The 20263-nt window shown below is 54.6% G+C and carries 15 protein-coding genes and 1 tRNA gene; 11 read left to right on the top strand and 5 right to left on the bottom strand.

The window, feature by feature from the left end; translation table 11 throughout:
- The first annotated feature begins 185 nt into the window (after window positions 1–185).
- Both HRQ63_RS25570 and HRQ63_RS25565 read left to right on the top strand, forming a co-directional pair.
- A complete protein-coding gene (locus tag HRQ63_RS25570) occupies window positions 186–3029 on the top strand; it encodes an alpha-mannosidase (protein ID WP_172247929.1) in 2844 nt (947 codons plus the stop codon).
- Between the two features lie 198 nt (window positions 3030–3227).
- Window positions 3228–4520 carry a glycoside hydrolase family 125 protein gene (locus HRQ63_RS25565; RefSeq protein WP_172247928.1) on the top strand — a complete coding sequence of 431 codons (1293 nt, stop codon included), beginning with the start codon at window positions 3228–3230 and terminating at the stop codon, window positions 4518–4520.
- Between the two features lie 699 nt (window positions 4521–5219).
- Here HRQ63_RS25565 and HRQ63_RS25560 read toward each other — a convergent pair.
- From HRQ63_RS25560 to HRQ63_RS25540, 5 genes are read right to left on the bottom strand one after another with little or no spacing between them, the layout of a single operon-like run.
- Complete coding sequence (locus tag HRQ63_RS25560; RefSeq protein ID WP_172247927.1) at window positions 5220–5933, bottom strand: GntR family transcriptional regulator; 714 nt, start codon at window positions 5931–5933, stop codon at window positions 5220–5222.
- A gap of 8 nt (window positions 5934–5941) precedes the next feature.
- Complete coding sequence (locus HRQ63_RS25555) at window positions 5942–6958, bottom strand: sugar kinase (RefSeq protein ID WP_172247926.1); 1017 nt, start codon at window positions 6956–6958, stop codon at window positions 5942–5944.
- The gene (dagF, locus tag HRQ63_RS25550; protein ID WP_172247925.1) at window positions 6951–7730 is read right to left on the bottom strand and encodes a 2-dehydro-3-deoxy-phosphogluconate aldolase; all 780 of its coding nucleotides are present in this window, start codon (window positions 7728–7730) and stop codon (window positions 6951–6953) included. Before dagF ends, HRQ63_RS25555 begins: the two co-directional genes overlap by 8 nt.
- Before the next feature lie 3 nt (window positions 7731–7733).
- Window positions 7734–8846 (bottom strand): DgaE family pyridoxal phosphate-dependent ammonia lyase, encoded by a 1113-nt coding sequence (locus HRQ63_RS25545; RefSeq protein ID WP_172247924.1) that lies wholly within the window; start codon window positions 8844–8846, stop codon window positions 7734–7736.
- Window positions 8812–9924, bottom strand: a complete 1113-nt coding sequence (locus HRQ63_RS25540; protein ID WP_172247923.1) for an amidohydrolase/deacetylase family metallohydrolase — start codon at window positions 9922–9924, stop codon at window positions 8812–8814. Before HRQ63_RS25540 ends, HRQ63_RS25545 begins: the two co-directional genes overlap by 35 nt.
- Window positions 9925–10406: 482 nt before the next feature.
- Here HRQ63_RS25540 and guaB point away from each other — a divergent pair, with 482 nt between their 5' ends.
- From guaB to HRQ63_RS25495, 9 genes are all read left to right on the top strand, one after another.
- Window positions 10407–11864: an IMP dehydrogenase gene (gene guaB / locus HRQ63_RS25535; RefSeq protein ID WP_172247922.1), complete on the top strand. Its 1458-nt coding sequence runs from the start codon at window positions 10407–10409 to the stop codon at window positions 11862–11864.
- Between the two features lie 447 nt (window positions 11865–12311).
- Entirely contained in the window at window positions 12312–13736 is a 1425-nt protein-coding gene (locus HRQ63_RS25530) for a D-alanyl-D-alanine carboxypeptidase family protein (RefSeq protein ID WP_172247935.1), read from the top strand.
- Between the two features lie 93 nt (window positions 13737–13829).
- Window positions 13830–14711 carry a pyridoxal 5'-phosphate synthase lyase subunit PdxS gene (gene pdxS, locus HRQ63_RS25525; RefSeq protein WP_037285930.1) on the top strand — a complete coding sequence of 294 codons (882 nt, stop codon included), beginning with the start codon at window positions 13830–13832 and terminating at the stop codon, window positions 14709–14711.
- Between the two features lie 7 nt (window positions 14712–14718).
- Window positions 14719–15324: a pyridoxal 5'-phosphate synthase glutaminase subunit PdxT gene (gene pdxT, locus HRQ63_RS25520; protein ID WP_172247921.1), complete on the top strand. Its 606-nt coding sequence runs from the start codon at window positions 14719–14721 to the stop codon at window positions 15322–15324.
- A 7-nt stretch (window positions 15325–15331) separates the two neighbouring features.
- Window positions 15332–16615, top strand: a complete 1284-nt coding sequence (gene serS, locus HRQ63_RS25515) for a serine--tRNA ligase (protein WP_172247920.1) — start codon at window positions 15332–15334, stop codon at window positions 16613–16615.
- A gap of 143 nt (window positions 16616–16758) precedes the next feature.
- A tRNA-Ser gene (locus HRQ63_RS25510) sits at window positions 16759–16847 on the top strand.
- A gap of 129 nt (window positions 16848–16976) precedes the next feature.
- Window positions 16977–17714 (top strand): NERD domain-containing protein, encoded by a 738-nt coding sequence (locus HRQ63_RS25505; protein WP_172247919.1) that lies wholly within the window; start codon window positions 16977–16979, stop codon window positions 17712–17714.
- A gap of 189 nt (window positions 17715–17903) precedes the next feature.
- Window positions 17904–18812 carry a YitT family protein gene (locus HRQ63_RS25500; protein WP_037285922.1) on the top strand — a complete coding sequence of 303 codons (909 nt, stop codon included), beginning with the start codon at window positions 17904–17906 and terminating at the stop codon, window positions 18810–18812.
- Window positions 18813–19065: 253 nt separating this feature from the next.
- The gene (locus HRQ63_RS25495) at window positions 19066–20160 is read left to right on the top strand and encodes a hypothetical protein (RefSeq protein WP_172247918.1); all 1095 of its coding nucleotides are present in this window, start codon (window positions 19066–19068) and stop codon (window positions 20158–20160) included.
- The last annotated feature ends 103 nt before the right edge of the window (window positions 20161–20263 follow it).

Here is a 20263-nt window from a genome sequence, read left to right as displayed (position 1 = left end):
CCTGACAAATGGCGCAGCAGAGCGGTTTGCAGCAAGCAAAGACAATCGGTATGTCAGCTTTTCTTTTGCCGGAACTATGTGGAATATGTGCTTGAAAAAACGGCGGAAATTCCACATATTGCGCTTACGCCGCAGGTATGCCAACATGATTCCGAACCTGAGCAAGGCGAAGGAGGACATTGGGCATGAAACGGAAAACCGCGCATATCATCTCCCACACCCACTGGGACCGGGAATGGTATCTGCCTTACGAATCGCATCATTTGCGTCTGACGAGCTTGATGAACGAACTGATGGATACGCTGGAACAGGACGAGCGTTACCGATATTTTCACCTCGACGGGCAGACGATCATGATCGACGACTATCTGCAAGTTTATCCGGACGGAAAAGAACGATTGGCGAGACTGATCGAGCAGGGCAAAATCATCGTCGGTCCGTGGTACGTGCTGCAGGACGAATTTTTGACCAGCTCGGAAGCGAACGTGCGCAACCTGCTGATCGGTCATCAAGAAGCCGCGCGTTGGGGTCCGGTATCGAAGCTGGGCTATTTCCCGGACTCTTTCGGCAATATGGGGCAGGCGCCGCAGATGCTGAAGCAGGCGGGCATCGAAGCGGCGGTGTTCGGACGCGGCGTCAAGCCGACCGGCTTCGACAACGTGGTCGTCGACGCGCCGGGCGAATACGAATCCCCGTATTCGGAGATGGTCTGGGAATCGCCGGACGGATCGAGCGTGGTCGGGGTGCTGTTCGCCAACTGGTACAGCAACGGCAACGAAATTCCGGTCGACCCGGAGGAAGCGAAAAGGTATTGGGACAAAAAGCTGGCCGATGCGGAAAAGTACGCGTCGACCCCGGAGCTGCTGTACATGAACGGATGCGACCATCAGCCGATTCAAAAAGATCTGGGCGACGCGATCGAGACGGCGAAGACGCTGTACCCGGACGTGGACTTCGTGCATGCGACGTTCGACAGTTACCTGGCAGCGCTCGGGAAACATCCGTCGGACGATTGGGTGACCGTGCACGGCGAACTGCGCAGCACGCGGACGGACGGTTGGGGGACGCTGGTCAATACGGCATCGGCGCGGGTTTACCTGAAGCAGATGAACCAGGTCGGACAGACGCTGCTGGAAAAAGGAGCCGAGCCGTTGGCCGCGATCGCGAACCTGACGGCCGGGCACAAGTATCCGCACGAACCTCTGGCCTACGCTTGGAAAACGCTGATGCAAAACCATCCGCACGACAGCATCTGCGGATGCGGCGTCGACGAGATCCATCGCGAGATGATCGGACGGTTCGATAAAAGCCGCCATATGGCCGAAGCGCTGATCGCGGAAAGCTTGTCGGCGATCGGTTCGCGGATCGGCACGGACGATATCGCGGCATGGCCGGAAAACGCGCGTCCCGCAGCCTTTTTCAATACGACGGGTTGGGATCGCGGCGGCGTCGTAACTGTCGACGTGCAGGCGGTACGGATCAACTTCAAAGAAGGGCCGTCGCCGCAAGGCATCGCGGACAAGCTGGATGCGCTGAAGATCGGTCCGGGCCGGGTGATCGATACGGAAGGGCGACAGATTCCGGCCAAGATCGAGGACCTGGGCGCGCAGTTCGGCTACGATCTGCCGGACGACGGTTTCCGCGTGCCGTATATGGCGCGGACGTTCCGACTGACGTTCGAAGCGCAAAACGTGCCGGCGTTGGGATACAAGCTGTATGCGTGGGTGCCGGAGGAAGAAGGAAGAGGAACGGATTATGAAGCGGCTGTTTCTCGAAACGGCGAAAAAGCGCTTCAAGAACAGGCGGATCAACTTGAAAAATCGTCTTCGATCGAAGAAGTCGTCTCCACGCCTTATGGCATGGAAAATCAAGTTCTCGCCGTCCGCTTCGCGGACGACGGTTCCTACTCCCTCACGGACAAAACAACAGGGCGTACCTTCGAAGGGCTCGGCGTGTATGACGACTGCGGGGATATCGGCAACGAGTACGTATTCCGCCAGCCTGAGGGCGACGAAATGCTGACGACGCGCGGGCTGAGCGCTGCCATTACGCTTGTCGAAGACCAACCGTACCGGGTCACCTACGAGATCGTGCACGAGTGGGAGATCCCGGCATCGGCCGAAGATTTGTTCGAAGACGAAAAGCGGCGTCTCGTGCCGTTCCTTAAACGCCGATCCGGCCGTTCGACGGATACGGTGACGCTGAAGCTGACCACCCGCGTTTCGCTGGAAGCATCGGGAAAAGGCGTTCAAGTGTCCGTGACGCTCAACAACCAAGCGCGCGATCATCGGCTGCGGGTGCTGCTGCCGACCGGCTTGCAGACGCAGACCGTGCTGGCCGATTCGATCTTCGAAGCCGCCGAGCGCAATATCGTTCCGGCACCGGAATGGATCAACCCGAGCAACGCCCAGCATCAGCAGGCTTTCGTCAGTCTGTCCGACGGTACGCATGGGCTGACCGTCGCCAACAAAGGCTTGAACGAATACGAGGTGCTGCAAGACGGCTGCGGCACGATCGCGGTCACGCTGCTGCGCAGCGTATCGGAGATGGGCGACTGGGGCGTATTCCCGACGCCGGAAGCGCAGTGCATCGGCGAGCATACGCTGGAATACGCCGTGTATCCGCATGCCGGCAATGCGATCGATTCCGGCGCGTTCGCTCAAGCTTATCAGTATCAGACGCCGTGGTTCAGCCAACCGCTCAAGATGCAGTCCGGCACGCTTCCCGCGGAATACCGAGCGTTGACATGGAGCGGCGAAAAGCTGGCACTGTCCGCGTTTAAGCAATCGGAAGAAAAAGGCGACGTGATCGTGCGTTGGTATAATCTGTCTGGAGAAGACGCGCAGCTTGCGTTCGAGCCGAAGTTTGCGGCGGATGCCGTATACGAGAGCGATATTTTGGAACGGCGCGGTGCGGTAACGGAAACTATCCGGCGACAAGAACAGCAAGCTATACGGGTACCCGTCAGCCCGGCCAAAATCGTGACGTTCGCGCTGGCGGTTCAGCCGGACACAACGCCGAACGCTTAAAAAGCGAATCGCAATCGTCTGCTTGATCGCTTTCGATCACTACTGAATTTTCTTTCTATAAAAAGCATGTTCAACGCGAACGTTCGTCCAACTCGCTTTTGTTCATTCGTTTCATGTCGATCGAAAGAAGAGTGGGCGAGCGGACCGTACGCAAGCGATCCGATATTTTTTACTACGTTCCAACAGGAGGCGTTATCCATGAACACGACAAAAACTCTACCTGCCGCGGTCGAGCGTTACCTCGAAGAAACCGACAAGAGACTCGCGCATCATCCCAAGCTTCAGCAAGTTTTCCGCAACTGTTTCCCGAATACGCTGGAAACGACGACCAAACTGCTGGATGACGGCACGACCTTCGTCTATACCGGCGATATTCCGGCCATGTGGCTGAGAGACTCGGTCGAGCAGGTACGCCATTATATCCCGCTAGCCAAAGATGATGCCGACTTGCAGCGCATCATCGAAGGACTGATCGCGCGGCAGCTTTTTTACATCAATATCGATCCGTACACGAACGCGTTCAACGAAACGGCAAACGGACGGCATTACCGCGATTCCGACGATTGCGAATTAAGTCCTTGGATGTGGGAACGCAAGTATGAGCTGGATTCGTTGTGCTTCCCGGTACAGCTGCTGGCGCAATACTGGCAGGAAACGGGCCGTACCTCCATGTTCGACGACGATTGTTACCGGGCGCTCAGCAGCGTCGTGCGCGTGATCGCCACCGAGCAGCGGCATGACGAGAAATCGCCGTATTTCTTCCGCCGCGATACGAAACAGGACACCGAGACGCTGTACAATGACGGACGTGGCATGCCGACCAACTACACCGGCATGAGTTGGTCCGGCTTCCGCTCCAGCGACGACGCATGCGAATTCGGCTACAACATCCCGGCCAACATGTTCGCGGTCGTGATCCTCGGCCATATCGAACGGATCGCATCCGACATCTACCAAGATGTGGAGCTGGCCGGACGCGCCGCGAAACTGATCAAAGAAATCAACTTCGGCATCCAGCGCTACGGCATCGTCGACCATCCGAAGCACGGCAAAATCTATGCGTTCGAAACCGACGGCTACGGCAACTTCTCGCTGATGGACGACGCCGGAACGCCGGGTTTGCTGTCGATTCCGTACATCGGCTACGTCGGCACCGACGATCCAATCTACCAAAACACCCGCCGTTTCGCGCTGAGCTTCGATAACCCGTTCTATTTCGAAGGCAAGCATGCCAAAGGCATCGGCAGCCCGCATACCCCGGGCGGCTACGTCTGGCATATGGCGCTGTCCATGCAGGGCCTGACATCCGAAGACGACCAGGAAATCAAAGACCTGATCGAAACCCTGCTCGCCACCGACGCCGGAACGGGCTACATGCACGAAGGCTTCCACCCCGACGACCCGAGCGACTTCTCCCGCGAATGGTTCGCCTGGTCCAACAGCCTGTTCGCGACGTTGGTCGTGAAAGCGATGGAGAAAGGCTTGGTCTGATTCGAGCAAACTAAAAAACCACGCTTCCCGCATCAAGGGAAGTCGTGGTTTTCTTTTTCCGAGATATGCGGCCTGATCGACAATCTCTGCGTGGAGCAGCCCCTTTAATTCGCCGAGTTCGATCCAAAAAGACGCACGACGGACTCCATCAAGCATCGTTTTCGAAAAATAGCTACCTCGCTTCACGCAGTCGAGCCGCCAAGTTGTACTTTTTGCAAGATTACTGCTCCAAAAAGCCAATCTTACCCGTCCAAATTGCAAAATCTACAACATTCCACTCCATTTATCGTTTCAAAAGCACAATAGTACCCCATAATGTTGCATTCTCTACAACTCCAACAAGCTTACGAGCCTTTTTGAACCGAAAATCTTGTATAATCTGCAACTATACATCGAACATCCACACCTTACATGTCCTAAAAAGCAACCTACAACCTTCCGACACCCTAATCCCGAAGCTACATTGACAAAAAAGCAATCTCCACACCTGCCAAATCCCAGCCCGCTCTAATCCCTTAAACCAACTCCAACAAACCTTAGTCCTTTCTCTTTTGCTTTGCTTTTTTCTCTTTTCCCTTACCTACCTCCCCGCGCATGGCCCAGCCGCGAGCCGGTTTCGAACCGAAGCGCCTTTGCCCTTGAAAGGACAACGAAGCGCAGGTCGAAACCGGCTCGCGGCGTCTCCCATGCGCTCCACCCTCACACTTCATAATTCACGACATACGGATGCATCCCCGCCCGATAATACCCTTCGCTGCACTCCGCGGCCCGACCCTGCTCATCGTAAGCAAATCGCAACCTTTTAAGCAGAGGCGTCCCCGGCGGAATCCCGAGCGAATCGGCGATCCCGACGTCCGGCGATCCGACCGAAAATTCGTCGCGCATCCGCGCGATCGCGATTCCCTGCTCCTCCAGCCAGCCGTACAGCGATTGTCCTTGAAGCCCCGACTCCGTCGGGTCCTCCGCGCGTGCAGGCAAATAATGCGTGTAATGGATATACGGCACGTCGTCCAGCGTATAAAGCCGTTCGATTCGCAAACACGATTCGCCGAACAACTCCCGCAGCCGGCCTTCCGCGCCGGTACGAATGATTTCCGCATGCAGCAGCTGTTTGCCGATCCGATGGCCTTCCTCGACCAGAATCTCCGTGAATCGTTTCCAGGTAGAGAGTTTGGAGGTTGAGGTATTGCGGACGACGCGCGTGCCTTTTCCGCTGCTCGTCTCCAAATACCCTTCCTGAACGAGCAACTTGACCGCATTGCGAACCGTAATCTTGCTGACCGCGAATTCTTCTTCCAACTTCGGCTCCGGCGGCAAATACGAGTCGAGCGGATATTGGCCGTGTAAAATGCGATCTTTGAGAATGCCGTGAATTTTGAGGTACAGCGGTTGTTTGGTGCGGCTTGTCGCCATAAGGTTTCCTACCTTTCTATATCGCCGATTCCTTCCATCATGGCCCGGAAAATTTGCGCCTCCGACGAAAACGGCGTATCGCCCGCGATCGTATGCGCCAGCATGGAAGCGGCGGACGCGAACCGGACCGTCTGCTCCGGAGCGAACTCCGATAGCTGCCCGTGGATAATCCCGCTCGCATACGCGTCGCCCGCGCCGATTCGGTCGTATACGGGAAACGTCAACGGATCGGAAAAATAAAACGCGTCTCCGGTATGCAGATAGCCCAGCAGAGAGTGCCGACCGTCCGCTTCGATGTGACGATGGGTTCCGGCGATTGTCGCGATATTATACGTCTTGGCCACGGAAGGAATCAACTCTTGAAGCTGATGCAGCCGCTCCGTCGAAGAAGCCGGCAGTCCGAGAACATGAATGGCGTCGTTTTCGTTCATGCACACGATATCGGCCAAATGCAGCATTTTTTCATACCACGGACGCGCAATCGCATATCCGTCTTCGCCCCAGAGCGCAGGACGGTAGTTGCAATCGAAGATGACGGTTTTTCCCGCTGCCTTCACCGCTTCCGCGAAAGCCAGCGCATTGCGCCGCACCGTGTCGTTCATGGCAAGCGAGATGCCGCAAAAATGTACGGCGTCGACCGAACTTGCGATATCGGCAAACGGATAGATGCCTTCGGCGGCGGTATTGAAGCTGCTTTGCGGACGGTTGGAGTAAGTGACCCGGCTGGGACGCGCCCCGAACCCCGCTTCGAGAAAATACATGCCCAGATGCAAGCCGTCCCTGCGAACGAAATCGGGCAGCAGCCCCAGCTTGCGCAGATTGGCTTCCGCCGCGTCGCCGATCGGGTTGTCCGGCAGCGTCGTCACGGGCAGTACCCGGTGGCCGAACCGAGACAGCGCCGACAGCACGTTGACGCCGCTGCCGGAATACGAGACTTGCAGCGTATCCGTTTGCGACAACAGCCGAAGACCGGGAGCCTCCAGCCGCATCATCACCTCGCCGAACGCCGCTACCGTTTTAGGCATGGCGATCGACCAGCTTTTTCATGACCTCCAGCAGTTCGCTCACGTCGGTCACGATCGTATCGCCGCTTGCCGAATCGATGATCGAGGAGTAGACGTGGGGGATGACCTGCGGCACGCCGGCTTCGAGCGCGATTTGCAGGATCGGACCGAAGTTTTTTTTGTCGATGCCGCCGGTCGGTTCGAGCGCGAAGTTTTCTTCGCCGCACGCTTCCGCAACCGCACGATACTCGGCTTCGAGCGACAGTCCTTTCATCGGGAAATATTTCAGCGCGCTGCCGCCCATGTCCCGAACGAGCGCGATCGCGGCTTTGACGGGAACGACCGCATGATCCGATGCCGCCGCGCTGAACGGTCCGGTGGACAGGTTCACGTAGCCCGGCTTGCCGGAAGGAGAGACGAGCGCGTTGATCCAGCCCGGCGTTCCTTCCAGATTCGCAGAGGTCGCGCCGACCGACGGAAACACCTGATTGATATGGCTGCCTGCGTAGTGACGCGCGATCTCGGCCACCACCTGCGCTTGACGGTTGTCGCCCGCGCCGAGCCCGATCGATACGGCGTCTTCGATTCCGCGTCCGTATTCGCGCATCGCGTCGACCGCTTCGGGTACCGTGTCGTACGCTTTGGACAGTACGCCGACCAGCACATGGCCTTCGGCCGCTTCGAATACGTCTTTTGCGTTTTGCACGCTGCCCGCCAATACATTGAGCGCCGCGCGGCCGTTATAGAGGCGTTTAAGGATCGGAGCTTCGGTAGTTTGGATATGAGTGGTCATGGTTTAATTTCCTCCTTTTAAAAGCAAAAGTTCGCGCAGTCTGCGTTCGATCACCTGCATATCGTCGCCCAGCAGCGGTCTCGGATCGATATCGAAATAGCCTTGCCGCGCCCCGTAGTCCCGCGTGTATACGGCGATTTCGCCGTTTTGCAGACCGTCTACCGTTTGCACCGCGTCGGTTCCGGCGAGCATCGGATCGATCTTGATGCGAGCCCGGTAAATGGCGCGTCCGGCTTCGTCCTGCACGATGCTCACCGTTACGCCGTCCAGTTCGCCGAGCGGCAGCAGTGCGTTCAGCGCTTCGCGTTCCTGCTCGCTGGTGTCTTTTTTATCCAGATATTCATCCAACGCTTGCAGCAGACCGAATGTTGTTTCTTTGCCGACCTTCATGCTGCGCCCGATGCCGTGCAGTTGGACTTTGACCTGCTCGATAAGTGTTCGTTTGCCCGCTACGATACCGGAGGTCGGGCCTTCGATCGCTTTCGAGCCGCTGAAAATGACAAGGTCGGAGCACGACGCATACCGCTGCAAATCCTCCTCGGCCGCCGCGTCGACGATTAGGGGAAGAAGTAGTTTTTGCGCCAGCGCCCACGTTTCTTCGACGGAAGCCATGTTTTTTTGCACGGCGTGATGGGATTTGACGTATAAAAGGGCGGCGGTGCGCTCGGTAACGGCTTCTTCGATCTGGCGGACGGTGCCTTCGTTGGCGTAACCGGCTTCGACGATCCGGCCGCCGCCGAGATAGACCATCGTTTCGACCGGAGCGCCGTATTGAACATTATGTCCTTTGAGTATTACGATCTCGTTTTTGAGAATAGGGGATTGGTGAAGGCGCACGCTGCGGCCGCGATCGCCTTCCGTCACGATGCCCGCGACGGAGAGAGCGATGCCGCTGGATGCCGAGTTGACGACAAGCGCCGATTCGAAGCCGATTTGGTTTGCGATCCGATCGCCTGCTTTGCCGACAAGATCCGCGATCTCGACATAGCTTTGACCGCCGATGCGCATTGCGTCCATCACGGTATCGCTTGGTGCGGACACGCCGAGAATACTCATTCTTCCGCTGGCGTTGATAACGCGTTTAAGCCCGTATTTGGCATGCAAGGTACTTGCCATGGATAACCACTCCTTCAGCTTGGATAGTTTGTGTCGATGTGCGGGTGAAGCCTTGCGAATCGGTGAGGACAGACGGCGTATTTTTAATGGAAAACAAAGTTAAGTTGGCGGGATCGCCCGCCTGAATCCGACCGAGTTCGGGGCGCTTCAGCCAAGCGGCAGGGCGGGAGGTAACCGCGTCGATGACCTCTGACAGCGGGTAGCCGAGCGTAAGGAATTTGGTCAATACGTTCGCCATCCCGTAAACGGGCCCGTTCAGACGGTTGCCGCGATAAATATCGGTGCTGATGGTGTCGAACGCGATTCCCGCGCCCTGCGCTTGATCGGCTGTTCGAAAAGCAAAACTGGCGGTGCCGTGGCCGACGTCCAGCTTAACTCCGCGCTTGATCGCGTCCGTCAGCACAGGCAGGGGAGAACCTTCATGATCGAACAGGTTGTTGGCTTTGCCGTTCAGGTAATGCGTGACGATATCGCCTTTTCGCAGCAGGGCGATCACGTCTTCGATGGCAGGCGGAGCGGAACCGATATGCGTCATGATGGGCAGTCCGGTTTCCTCGCTCAAATCTACGGCAAGCCGTAAAGGCTCTATGCCGTTGCCCCCTACGACGCTGCTGCTGATTCTTGCTTTTAACCCTACGATAAAGTCGGAATGCTCGCGGACGGCTCGAAGCAGCGCTTCCCGATGTATCCATTCCAGCCGTGACAGCTCGTCGGTTCGTTGGAGGCCGATACGCGATACATTAAGGAAAGCGAATAATCGGGTGAGGCTGTTCGCGCGACTTGCTGCAAGTTCGCCGATCCGATCCGCACCGCAGCTTCCCGCGTCGACGATGGTCGTGCAGCCGCAATCCACGCCGATCGCGTCGACGGAATCGCCGTACGGCTCAAACTCGGGGAACGCATGCACATGCATGTCGATCCAACCGCTGGATACGTACAAGCCTTCGCAATCGAGGGCGTCTCCGCCGCTTGCCGTGCCCGGATCATGCAGACTCGCAATCCGGCCGTTCTGAATCCTCAGGTCTGCGATCCGATCGTCCGGGAACCGAACATGCCGCAGCACAAAATCTTGCTTCATGGCGCACCTGCTTTCTGGTAGGAGTCTCCATTTCAAGATACCATCGCTTTTTCGAAAAAACAATATAACGTTATAATGTTTAATAGTGTAGAGGATGAAAATTTGCGGGGATTTCGGGCAGTGATTACTTTTTGAAAAAAGATCCTTCGCGTTAAGCCTTAATCAATGACGGTAGTACCCTTACTTTTAGCTTTGACAAAGTACTAGCCGTGTTTCTGAATAAGGGTGCGCTCGGATCAATTCGCGTATGCTTATTAATGAAGAGAACGTTTCAAAACAGGATCGATTGTCCATGCTGAGCGGACAGTGTTCCTGCTCTTCCATCCGGTTGGAAATCGCGGAAGAACGCCTGTTTTTTCACCTTGACAGCCCATACCCCCTTTGCTAAGATTGCAATAATATATTTTCAGAAAAGCCCTTTCAGCTTTCCATATAAGGAAAAAACGGCGGTTAGGACAAGATAAAAAAGGAGGCAAAATCGGGTGTGGAATAGCAAGTTTGAAAAAGAAGGTCTGACGTTCGACGACGTGCTGCTGGTTCCGAGAAAGTCGGAAGTTCTGCCAAAGGAAGTCAGCGTGTCCACGAAATTGAGCGAAAAGGTACAGTTGAACATTCCGTTGATCAGTGCCGGCATGGATACGGTAACCGAAGCGGTATTGGCGATCGCCATCGCGCGCGAAGGCGGCATCGGTATCATTCATAAAAATATGTCGGTCGAGAAGCAGGCGGACGAAGTCAACCGCGTAAAGCGTTCCGAAAACGGCGTTATTACCAATCCGTTCTTCTTGAGCCCCGATCATCTTGTCTCCGATGCAGAGGTCCTTATGGGCAAGTATCGGATATCCGGCGTTCCGATCGTCGACGAAGACGAGAAGCTGGTCGGCATCCTGACGAACCGCGACCTGCGTTTCGTTCATGATTACAGCATCGCGATCAAAGAAGTCATGACGCAGGAAAGTCTCGTGACGGCTCCTGTCGGCACGACGCTGCGCGAAGCGGAAGGCCTCCTGCAGCAGCACAAGATCGAGAAGCTGCCGTTGGTCGACGAGAACAACGTTCTCAAAGGTCTGATTACCATTAAAGACATCGAAAAAGCGATCCAATTCCCGAACGCGGCGAAAGATTCGCAAGGGCGTTTGCTCGTCGGCGCGGCCGTCGGCGTATCCAGCGATGCGATCGAGCGTATCGATGCGCTGGTGACTGCGGGCGTTGACGTCATCGTAGTCGACTCGGCGCACGGTCACCATATCAACATCATCGACGCGGTTCGCAACATCCGCGCCCGTTATCCGGAACTGACCATCATCGCGGGCAACGTCGCGACAGGCGAAGCGACCCGCGACCTGATCGAAGCCGGCGCTTCGGTCGTTAAAGTCGGCATCGGTCCGGGCTCCATCTGTACCACCCGCGTTATCGCCGGTATCGGCGTGCCGCAAATCACGGCAATCTACGATTGCGCAACCGTCGCTCGCGAATACGGCATTCCGATCATCGCCGACGGCGGCATCAAATATTCCGGCGAAATCACCAAAGCGATCGCGGCCGGCGCGCACGCCGTCATGCTGGGCAGCATGTTCGCGGGAACCGAAGAAAGCCCGGGCGAATCGGAGATCTACCAAGGCCGCCGTTTCAAAGTCTACCGCGGCATGGGCTCGATCGCGGCCATGAAGCAGGGCAGCAAAGACCGTTACTTCCAGGACGACGACAAAAAGCTGGTACCGGAAGGCATCGAAGGCCGCGTCGCTTACAAAGGCGCTTTGTCCGACACCATCAACCAACTCGTCGGCGGTCTCCGCTCGGGCATGGGCTACTGCGGAGCTTCGGACCTCGACGTGCTGCGCAACGATACCCAATTCGTCCGCATCACCGGCGCAGGCTTGCGCGAAAGCCACCCCCACGACGTCCAAATCACCAAAGAAGCCCCGAACTATTCGGTGTAAGCTTTTACTTTCTCGCTCTCGGGATTTATGCAGGGATATTCATCTTTTTAATGCAATTCGAACGCGGCGCGCGGAAACTCTCCGCTCCCGCGTTTTTTTGGTTCTTGAACCTTGAACGAGATGAATCCAGCTCAGCGACCCGGCCAAATAGCCGCGCCGCCCTTTTCCCAAAAAGCTCTCCCGAGCGTCGAGCCTAGGCGGAGGGGGAAATTCAGTGTAGGAGCGTTAGCGTTCGCCTTTGCATTTGGGAAGCGCCCTTATAGAAATCCAATCCAGCTTCCCAAATGCAACACGCGACCGAAACGAATTTCCCCCGCAGCCGCCTCACCATCGAATACAAGTAACAGTTCAGCCGCCGCACAGGAAGACACGCCACATCACCCTGTGGTAGACTAAGGGAGTATGCCAGAAACTCAGCACGAGGGGAGTACTTATCCATTGAAACGCATGACCTCTACTTATAAAAGCAAAGTCGAAAAGAACCGGTTCGCTCAGCCGAAATTCCTGAAACGAAGCGCCGCTTCCGTTCTGCTTATCCATATGCTCTGCCTGTCCGTCGTTCCGGCCAACCTGGCCAGCGCGGCAGCAGAACCAACCACTCAAACGACAACGACCGAAACCAAAGACGCCGCGACTCCGGCCGCAACCGCTCCAAAAGCCATTCCGACCGTCGAAAGCCTCAATCTCGCCGTAAAGTCGGCTGTACTGCTTGAGCCGACCACGGGCGAGGTCATTCTGTCCCTGGATGCCGAGACGGCATTGCCTCCGGCGAGCATGACCAAGATGATGACCGAATATATCGTCGCCGAGCAGGTCAAGCAAGGGAAACTGAATTGGGACGACGTCGTCACGACCAGCGCGAATGCCGCTGCCCAAGTGGGCTCGCGCGTATTCTTGGCCCAAGGCGACCAACATACCGTTAAGGATCTGTATATCGCGATGGCGATCGGCTCCGCCAACGACGCGACCGTCGCTTTGGCCGAAACCGTCGCGCCGACCGAGATGGAATTCGTCAAGATGATGAACAGCGAGGCGAAGCGCATGGGCATGACCACCGCTCATTTTGCCAACTCGACAGGTCTGGATATTGCCGATATGCCGCAAGGTACTCAACCTGCCGACGGCAAAGAAACCGTGATGTCCGCCATGGACGCCGCGATTCTGGCGAAATACATCGTGACGGATCATCCGGATTTCAACGAGTTCACCACGCTGCAATCGTATCAGTTCCGTCCGGGCGACAGCGGCAGAATCGAAAATCTCGACTGGATGCTCGAGGCCAACGCATCGGTGCCGAACTTCAAAGCCTACGCTTATGAAGGACTGGACGGTTTGAAAACGGGTCACACCAACGCGGCGGGCAACAACTTTACCGGTACGGCCGTTCGCGACGGCATGCGCCTGATCAGCGTCGTGATGGGCACGGACGTCAACGACCAAGGTTCGCGCTTCGTCGAGACCCGAAAAGTGCTGGATTACGGCTTCAACAACTTCGAGATCAAAGAAATGGTCGCAGCCAATAAAGCCGTCGAAGGCGAAGAGCCCGTAGCGGTAGCCAAAGGCAAAGAAGAGTCCGTAGCTTACGAGACGGCGGGAGCGATCAGCTTCGTCGTGCCTAAAGGCGCGGATGCGAGCGGTCTGAAAATGCAAAGCAGCCTCGAAGCCGGACTGGAAGCTCCGATTGCCAAAGGAGATAAAGTCGGTACGGCCACGTATACCTACCAAGCCGCAGGCATGGCTGAAGCACAGACGAAAACGGTCGATTTGATTGCTTCCGCGGATGTCGAAAAAGCAGGTTGGTTCAAGCAATTGATGAGAGCGATCGGCGGATTCTTCTCCGACCTGTTCGAAGGCATCAAAAACCTGTTCTAAGTTACGGTAAATCCATTGTAAAACGGTACCTGCTTCTATAGAATCAGGCCTTAAGAAGTTCCGAAAATTCGGAGAACACAGGGGGCTATGACCATGGAAGCAGGAACATCGCGCGTCAAAAGAGGAATGGCGGAAATGCAAAAAGGCGGCGTCATTATGGACGTCATGAACGCTGAACAGGCCAAAATCGCCGAAGCGGCGGGCGCGACGGCCGTGATGGCGCTTGAGCGCGTTCCGTCCGATATTCGGGCAGCAGGCGGCGTGGCCCGCATGGCCGATCCGACGATCGTCGAAGAAGTCATGAAAGTCGTTTCGATTCCGGTCATGGCCAAAGCGCGGATCGGGCATTACGTGGAAGCCAAAGTGCTGGAGTCGCTCGGCGTGGATTATATCGATGAGAGCGAAGTGCTGACGCCGGCCGACGAAGTGTATCATATCGACAAGCATGAATTCACCATTCCTTTTGTCTGCGGAGCCAAAGATCTGGGAGAAGCGCTGCGCCGGATCGGCGAAGGAGCTTCCATGCTTCGGACCAAAGGCGAGCCGGGAACCGGAAATATCGTCGAAGCCGTTCGTCATATGCGTCTGATCAACGGACAAATTCGCAAAGTGCGCAATCTGTCGAAAGACGAACTGTACGCCGAAGCGAAAAACCTGGGCGTTTCTTACGAAATCCTGCTGGGCATCCATGAGACAGGCAAACTTCCGGTCGTGAACTTCGCGGCGGGCGGCGTAGCGACTCCGGCCGACGCGGCACTGATGATGCACCTCGGCGCGGACGGCGTGTTTGTCGGCTCGGGCATTTTCAAATCGGATAATCCGGAAAAGTTTGCGCGTGCCATCGTGGAAGCGACGACGCATTACGACGACTATCGCCTGATTGCCGAAGTGTCGAAAGATCTGGGCGCGCCGATGAAAGGCATCGATATCAAGCAGCTCGCTCCGTCGGAACGCATGCAGGATCGCGGCTGGTAAACGGAATATGACAACTCAATCTCTCAAAATCGGCGTCCTGGCTCTCCAGGGCGCCGTTTCCGAACATATTCGTAGTTTGGAACAGGCGGGTGCCGAAGCGGTTGCGGTGAAAAAAACGGAGCAGCTCGACGAATTGGACGGTCTGGTGATTCCCGGCGGCGAAAGCACGACGATCGGCAAGTTAATGCGAAAATACGGCTTTATCGAACGTGTTCGGGAATTTTCGGATGCGGGCAAGCCGATCTTCGGCACATGCGCCGGACTGATCGTGCTTGCGAAAAACATCGAAGGACAGGAAGAGCCGCATCTGGGCCTGATGGACATGACGGTGGCTCGCAACGCGTTCGGACGCCAACGTGAAAGTTTCGAAATCGACCTGCCGATCACCGGAATCGAGCAGCCGGTTCGAGCTGTTTTTATACGTGCGCCGTTAATTCGCGAAATCGGTGCAGACGTCGAAGTGCTGGCGGTTTATAATGGAGAAATGGTAACGGCTCGGGAAGGGCATCTTCTCGTGTCGTCATTTCATCCGGAATTGACCGACGACTACCGACTGCACGAATATTTCACACAGATGGTGCGTCAGTCCAAGACCGGAGAATCGAAAGGATGAAGCTCCCGTGCTGGATGTGAAAATACTTAGAAACGACTACGATCGGGTCAAGCAGGCGCTTGCGAACCGTGGTAAATCCGAAGATCTGATCGCTAATTTCCCGAGCCTCGACGGCGCACGCCGCGAGAAGCTTCAGGAAGTTGAAATTCTCAAAAACCGTCGGAACACCGTGTCCGGCGAAGTCGCAAAGTTGAAAAAGAACCGCGAGAACGCCGATGACCTGATCGCCGAAATGCGTCAAGTATCCGATCGCATCAAGGAATTGGACGAAGAGGTGCGCGGCTTGGAAACGGAAATCGACGCGATCACGATGGCGATTCCGAATATTCCGAATGACGAAGTGCCGGTCGGCGCATCGGAAGACGATAACGTGGAAATTCGCCGCGTGGGCGAGCCTCGAGAATTCGATTTTACGCCGAAAGCCCATTGGGAAACGGCGCAGAACCTCGGCATTCTCGATTTTGAAGCGGCTGCCAAAGTAACGGGTTCGCGCTTTACCTTCTATAAAGGACTCGGAGCCCGTCTGGAACGCGCTTTGATCAACTTTATGATGGACCTGCACAGCGAAGAGCACGGTTACGAGGAAATGCTGCCTCCGTATATCGTCAATCAGGATAGTTTGTACGGAACGGGTCAACTGCCGAAGTTCGAAGAAGACCTGTTCAAACTGAAGGATACGGAGTATTATCTGATCCCGACCGCCGAGGTTCCGGTTACGAACTATCATCGCGACGAGATTCTCGAAGCCGACGTTTTGCCGAAAAAATACATCGCGTACAGCGCTTGTTTCCGTTCCGAAGCGGGTTCGGCAGGGCGCGATACGCGCGGCCTGATCCGTCAGCACCAATTCAACAAAGTCGAAATGATCAAGATCGTGCATCCGGATCATTCCTACGACGAGCTGGAGCAAATGACGGCGAACGCGGAGCGCGTGCTGGAACTGCTCGGCCTGCCTTACCGCGTCATCGTGCTGTGCACCGCCGATATGGGCTTCACCGCGGCGAAAACATACGATCTCGAAGTCTGGCTGCCGGAGAGCGGCATGTACCGCGAAATCTCCTCGTGTTCCAACGTCGAAGATTTCCAAGCACGCCGCGCAGGTATCCGTTTCCGTCGCGAGACGAAAGGCAAACCGGAATTCGTTCACACCCTGAACGGTTCGGGTCTGGCCGTAGGCCGCACCGTAGCCGCGATTCTGGAAAACTACCAACAGGAAGACGGCAGCGTCGTGATTCCCGAAGTGCTTCAACCGTACATGCGCGGAGTGAAAGTGATCGCGCCGCAAGCGTAATCGTCATATCTTCATTATAGAAAGAAAAAGATAAAGTCCGTTCTCGACGCCTCAAAGCGCGCAGAGCGGACTTCTGTCTTGCATGAAGCCGAATAATGAAGTAGAATAATACATGTTGCACTTTTAAGATGTATCATACCTCTGGAGAGGTACCGAAGCGGTCATAACGGGGCGGTCTTGAAAACCGTTAGGGGGCAACTCCACATGGGTTCGAATCCCATCCTCTCCGCCAGTTTTAAAACTTCCTTGCTGCATGTGTTTGCGGCGAGTTTAACCGAAACGCACTTATCGTTTATAACGGTACGGTGCGTTTTTTTTGAGAATGATTGTATTTATATGGGAAAAGAGGTTTTTTTGAGCGATGATCTATTTACTGGTTGCATTTATACTGATTTTGATTTCGATTCGGGTCTTGAAGTCTCCCAAAATGAAAGGGAAGATCGGGGAGTCCGACGTTCGTCGCAAGCTGCGCAAACTCGATTCCGAAGAATATAAAGTGCTGCATGATCTGATGATCCGGCGGGCAAACGGCAGGACATCGCAGATTGATCACGTGGTAATCTCAAGATACGGGGTATTCGTTATCGAGACAAAGAACTATAAGGGCTGGATTATGGGCAGCGAGAAGTCGGAGTATTGGACGCAAGTCCTTTATCGGCGCAAAGAAAGGCTTTACAGCCCGATTCGACAGAATTACGGACATATCAAGGCGCTTGAAGAACATTTGCAAGACGGCACAATTCCGTTCGTTTCGATCATCGCGTTCACGGCAAGGGCCGAATTAAAGCTTAAGGAAATGACGACGGACGTGGTTTACGCAACCGACTTGGCCGCAACGATTCGGAAGTACAAAGATGCCGTATTATCCGATGAACAGGTACGGCAAGTTCAAAAAGCCTTGTCGTCCCCCAAAATTCATACCTTTAAAGAACGCAAAAAGCATGTATCCGACATCAAACGGAACCTAGAGGAGAAAGAATCTCTTGTAAATGCAGGAATATGTCCGAGATGCAAAAGCAAACTGGTCGAGCGGCAAGGCAAGAACGGGCCTTTTATAGGGTGCAGCAGTTTTCCGAAATGCCGTTACACGAAAGCATAACCGCCTTTCCTTATATAAGGAAGGGCGGTTTTTTGTTTATGCAAAATGCCTATAAGATTATACATATTTGCTCAAGAGTATGGCATAATTAGAATATACGTAAATGTATGCAGTCGTATACTGTGCAGCTTATCGGCAAAGGAGAGGACCCTATAGCAAGAACCAAATCATTCGGAAGGAACGTGAATAATGACTGAATCCGTAGTCCCGTCCCCTGCCCGTAAACCTTCTGCGCCCAGAGCGCACGGGAAGAAGACGGTTAGGCAAATTATAATCCGAACAATCTTTATTATCCTCGGCGCAATCCTCGTTGCCGTGGCTTTGGAATTGTTCCTTGTCCCCAATAAAATTACCGATGGCGGCATCACCGGCATATCGGTTATGGCCTCTTTCCTCACCGGTTGGAAGCTAGGTATTTTCCTGTTTGTTTTAAACCTCCCTTTCCTGATTATCGGCTACAAACAAATCGGCAAGACTTTTGCGTTATCCACGCTTCTCGGCATTACCGTGCTCTCGATCGGAACCGTACTGCTGCATCCGGTTCAGGCTTTTGTCACGGATACATTGCTGGCCTTCGTATTCGGCGGTATTTTTCTCGGTGTCGGCACGGGTATCGTCATCCGCAACGGCGGTTCGCTTGACGGCACGGAGATTATCGCAATTTTGGTTTCGCGCAAAACGCCTTTCTCGGTCGGCGAGATCGTCATGTTCGTCAATCTGTTCATTTTGTCGGGCGCAGGTTTCGTCTTTGGTTGGGACCGAGCGTTATTTTCGATTCTTGCCTACTACATCGCTTACAAGATGATCGACATGACGATCGAAGGCATGAACGAATCGAAGTCGGTGTGGATTATCAGCGATCAGATCGACGATATCGGCAATGCGATTCTGGATCGTCTCGGACGCGGCGTGACTTACTTGGCAGGCGAGGGCGGATTTACCGGAGATCCGAAAAAAGTGATCTTTTGCGTCATTACGCGCCTTGAAGAAGCCAAACTCAAAGAGATCGTGAATCAGTTTGACGATAACGCTTTTCTGGCGATCGGCAACATTCATGACGTCAAAGGCGGTCGATTCAAGAAAAAAGATATTCACTAACCCATAACGGAATAACAGATAATTTATACAGGACCTGGGAAATGTTTTAGTTCTTAGGTCCTGTATTTTTTGTGAGCCGGAGTGTCCAATTTTAGAATTTTGAAACTTTTCGAAAAATGTTCACGTATACTTAGGCATGTCCGAAACGTTTGATGTGTCGATCTGACGAAGTTTCATCGATTGGTTGAACGGGTAAGTGGGTATTAGGAATTTTTAAAAAAATTATACAGAATGAATAGGGGAGAACAAAAACATGAACAAAAAATTATTCGGAAGCTTCGGCGCTTTGGTCATGACCGGCGCGCTTGTACTGTCCGGTTGCGGCAACAACGCGGCAAGTCCGGCTGCCGCGGTAGAACAATCGCCTAAAGCCCTGCTGAAAGAATCGGTTAACAGCGCAATGGGCGCGACTTCGTACTCGATGGACAGCAACTTCACGATCAACGAGCTGACGATTACCGTTCCTCCGACAAGCATGGATACGACAAGCGTGAACCAAGTGGTGAGCATGTTGAAGGGCGCGGAATTCAACGTGAAGACCGTATACCAAGGCGATCCGATGCAAACGGAAATGAACCTTGAAGTGAAGCTGAAAGGCGACATGGAAATGACGATCAAGCTTCCGATGGTCATGACCAAAGAAAAAATGTACATCAAAGTACCGAACATCGCATTGCTGCCGCTTCCGGAAAACATCGTAGGCAAATTCATCGAATTCGACCTGCAAGAACTGGCTGCCGAGCAAGGAGCGGAATTCAATGACGCGATGCTTGATCCGAAAAACTCGCAAAAACTCAGCGCGGATCTGAGTGCGGCGGTACTGGACAGCTTCGACGAAGGCACATACTTCAAAAAAGTAGCCGCAGGCGACGCGGGTCTGCCTGAAGGCGTGACGGCTGAAGACGTTGTACGTTTCGAAGTAACGAACGACAACGTGAAAGACGCAATCACGACGCTGGTTAACGTAGCGCTTCCTAAAGTAATCGAAACGCTGGATACGCCGGAATACCGCGAAATGCTCGGCCTGACTGAACAGGACCTGCAAGACGCGAAATCCGAGCTGAGCACGACGGACAATGAGCAAATGAGCCAAGATCTGGACGAACTGAAAAACTATCTGACGGTCAACACGTTCCAACTGGACACAGCGCTGAACAAAGATAAATTCCCGGTTCACCAAAAAATGACGGTAGACGTCAACTTCCAAGATCCGGAATCCGAAACATCGGGTAAAGTGTCCCTGACGGGTTCGTCGACTTACAGCAAAGTCAACGAAGCGCAAACGTTTGAAGTCGGCATCCCGACAGATACGATTACGCTCGACGAGCTGGAGAACATGAACTACTAATCGGCATGTTTCGAAAAAGCAAAAAGGCGGCCCATGGCGGGTCGCCTTTTTTTATTGCATAAAGATAAGCATATGGCGTTCATTCGATCCTCAAAAAGGAATG

This window comes from Saccharibacillus endophyticus (assembly GCF_013185185.1).
Taxonomy (GTDB): Bacteria; Bacillota; Bacilli; order Paenibacillales; family Paenibacillaceae; genus Saccharibacillus; species Saccharibacillus endophyticus.
The sequence above is the reverse complement of the archived record's forward strand: the minus strand, read 5'-3'. Positions and strand labels throughout refer to the sequence as shown.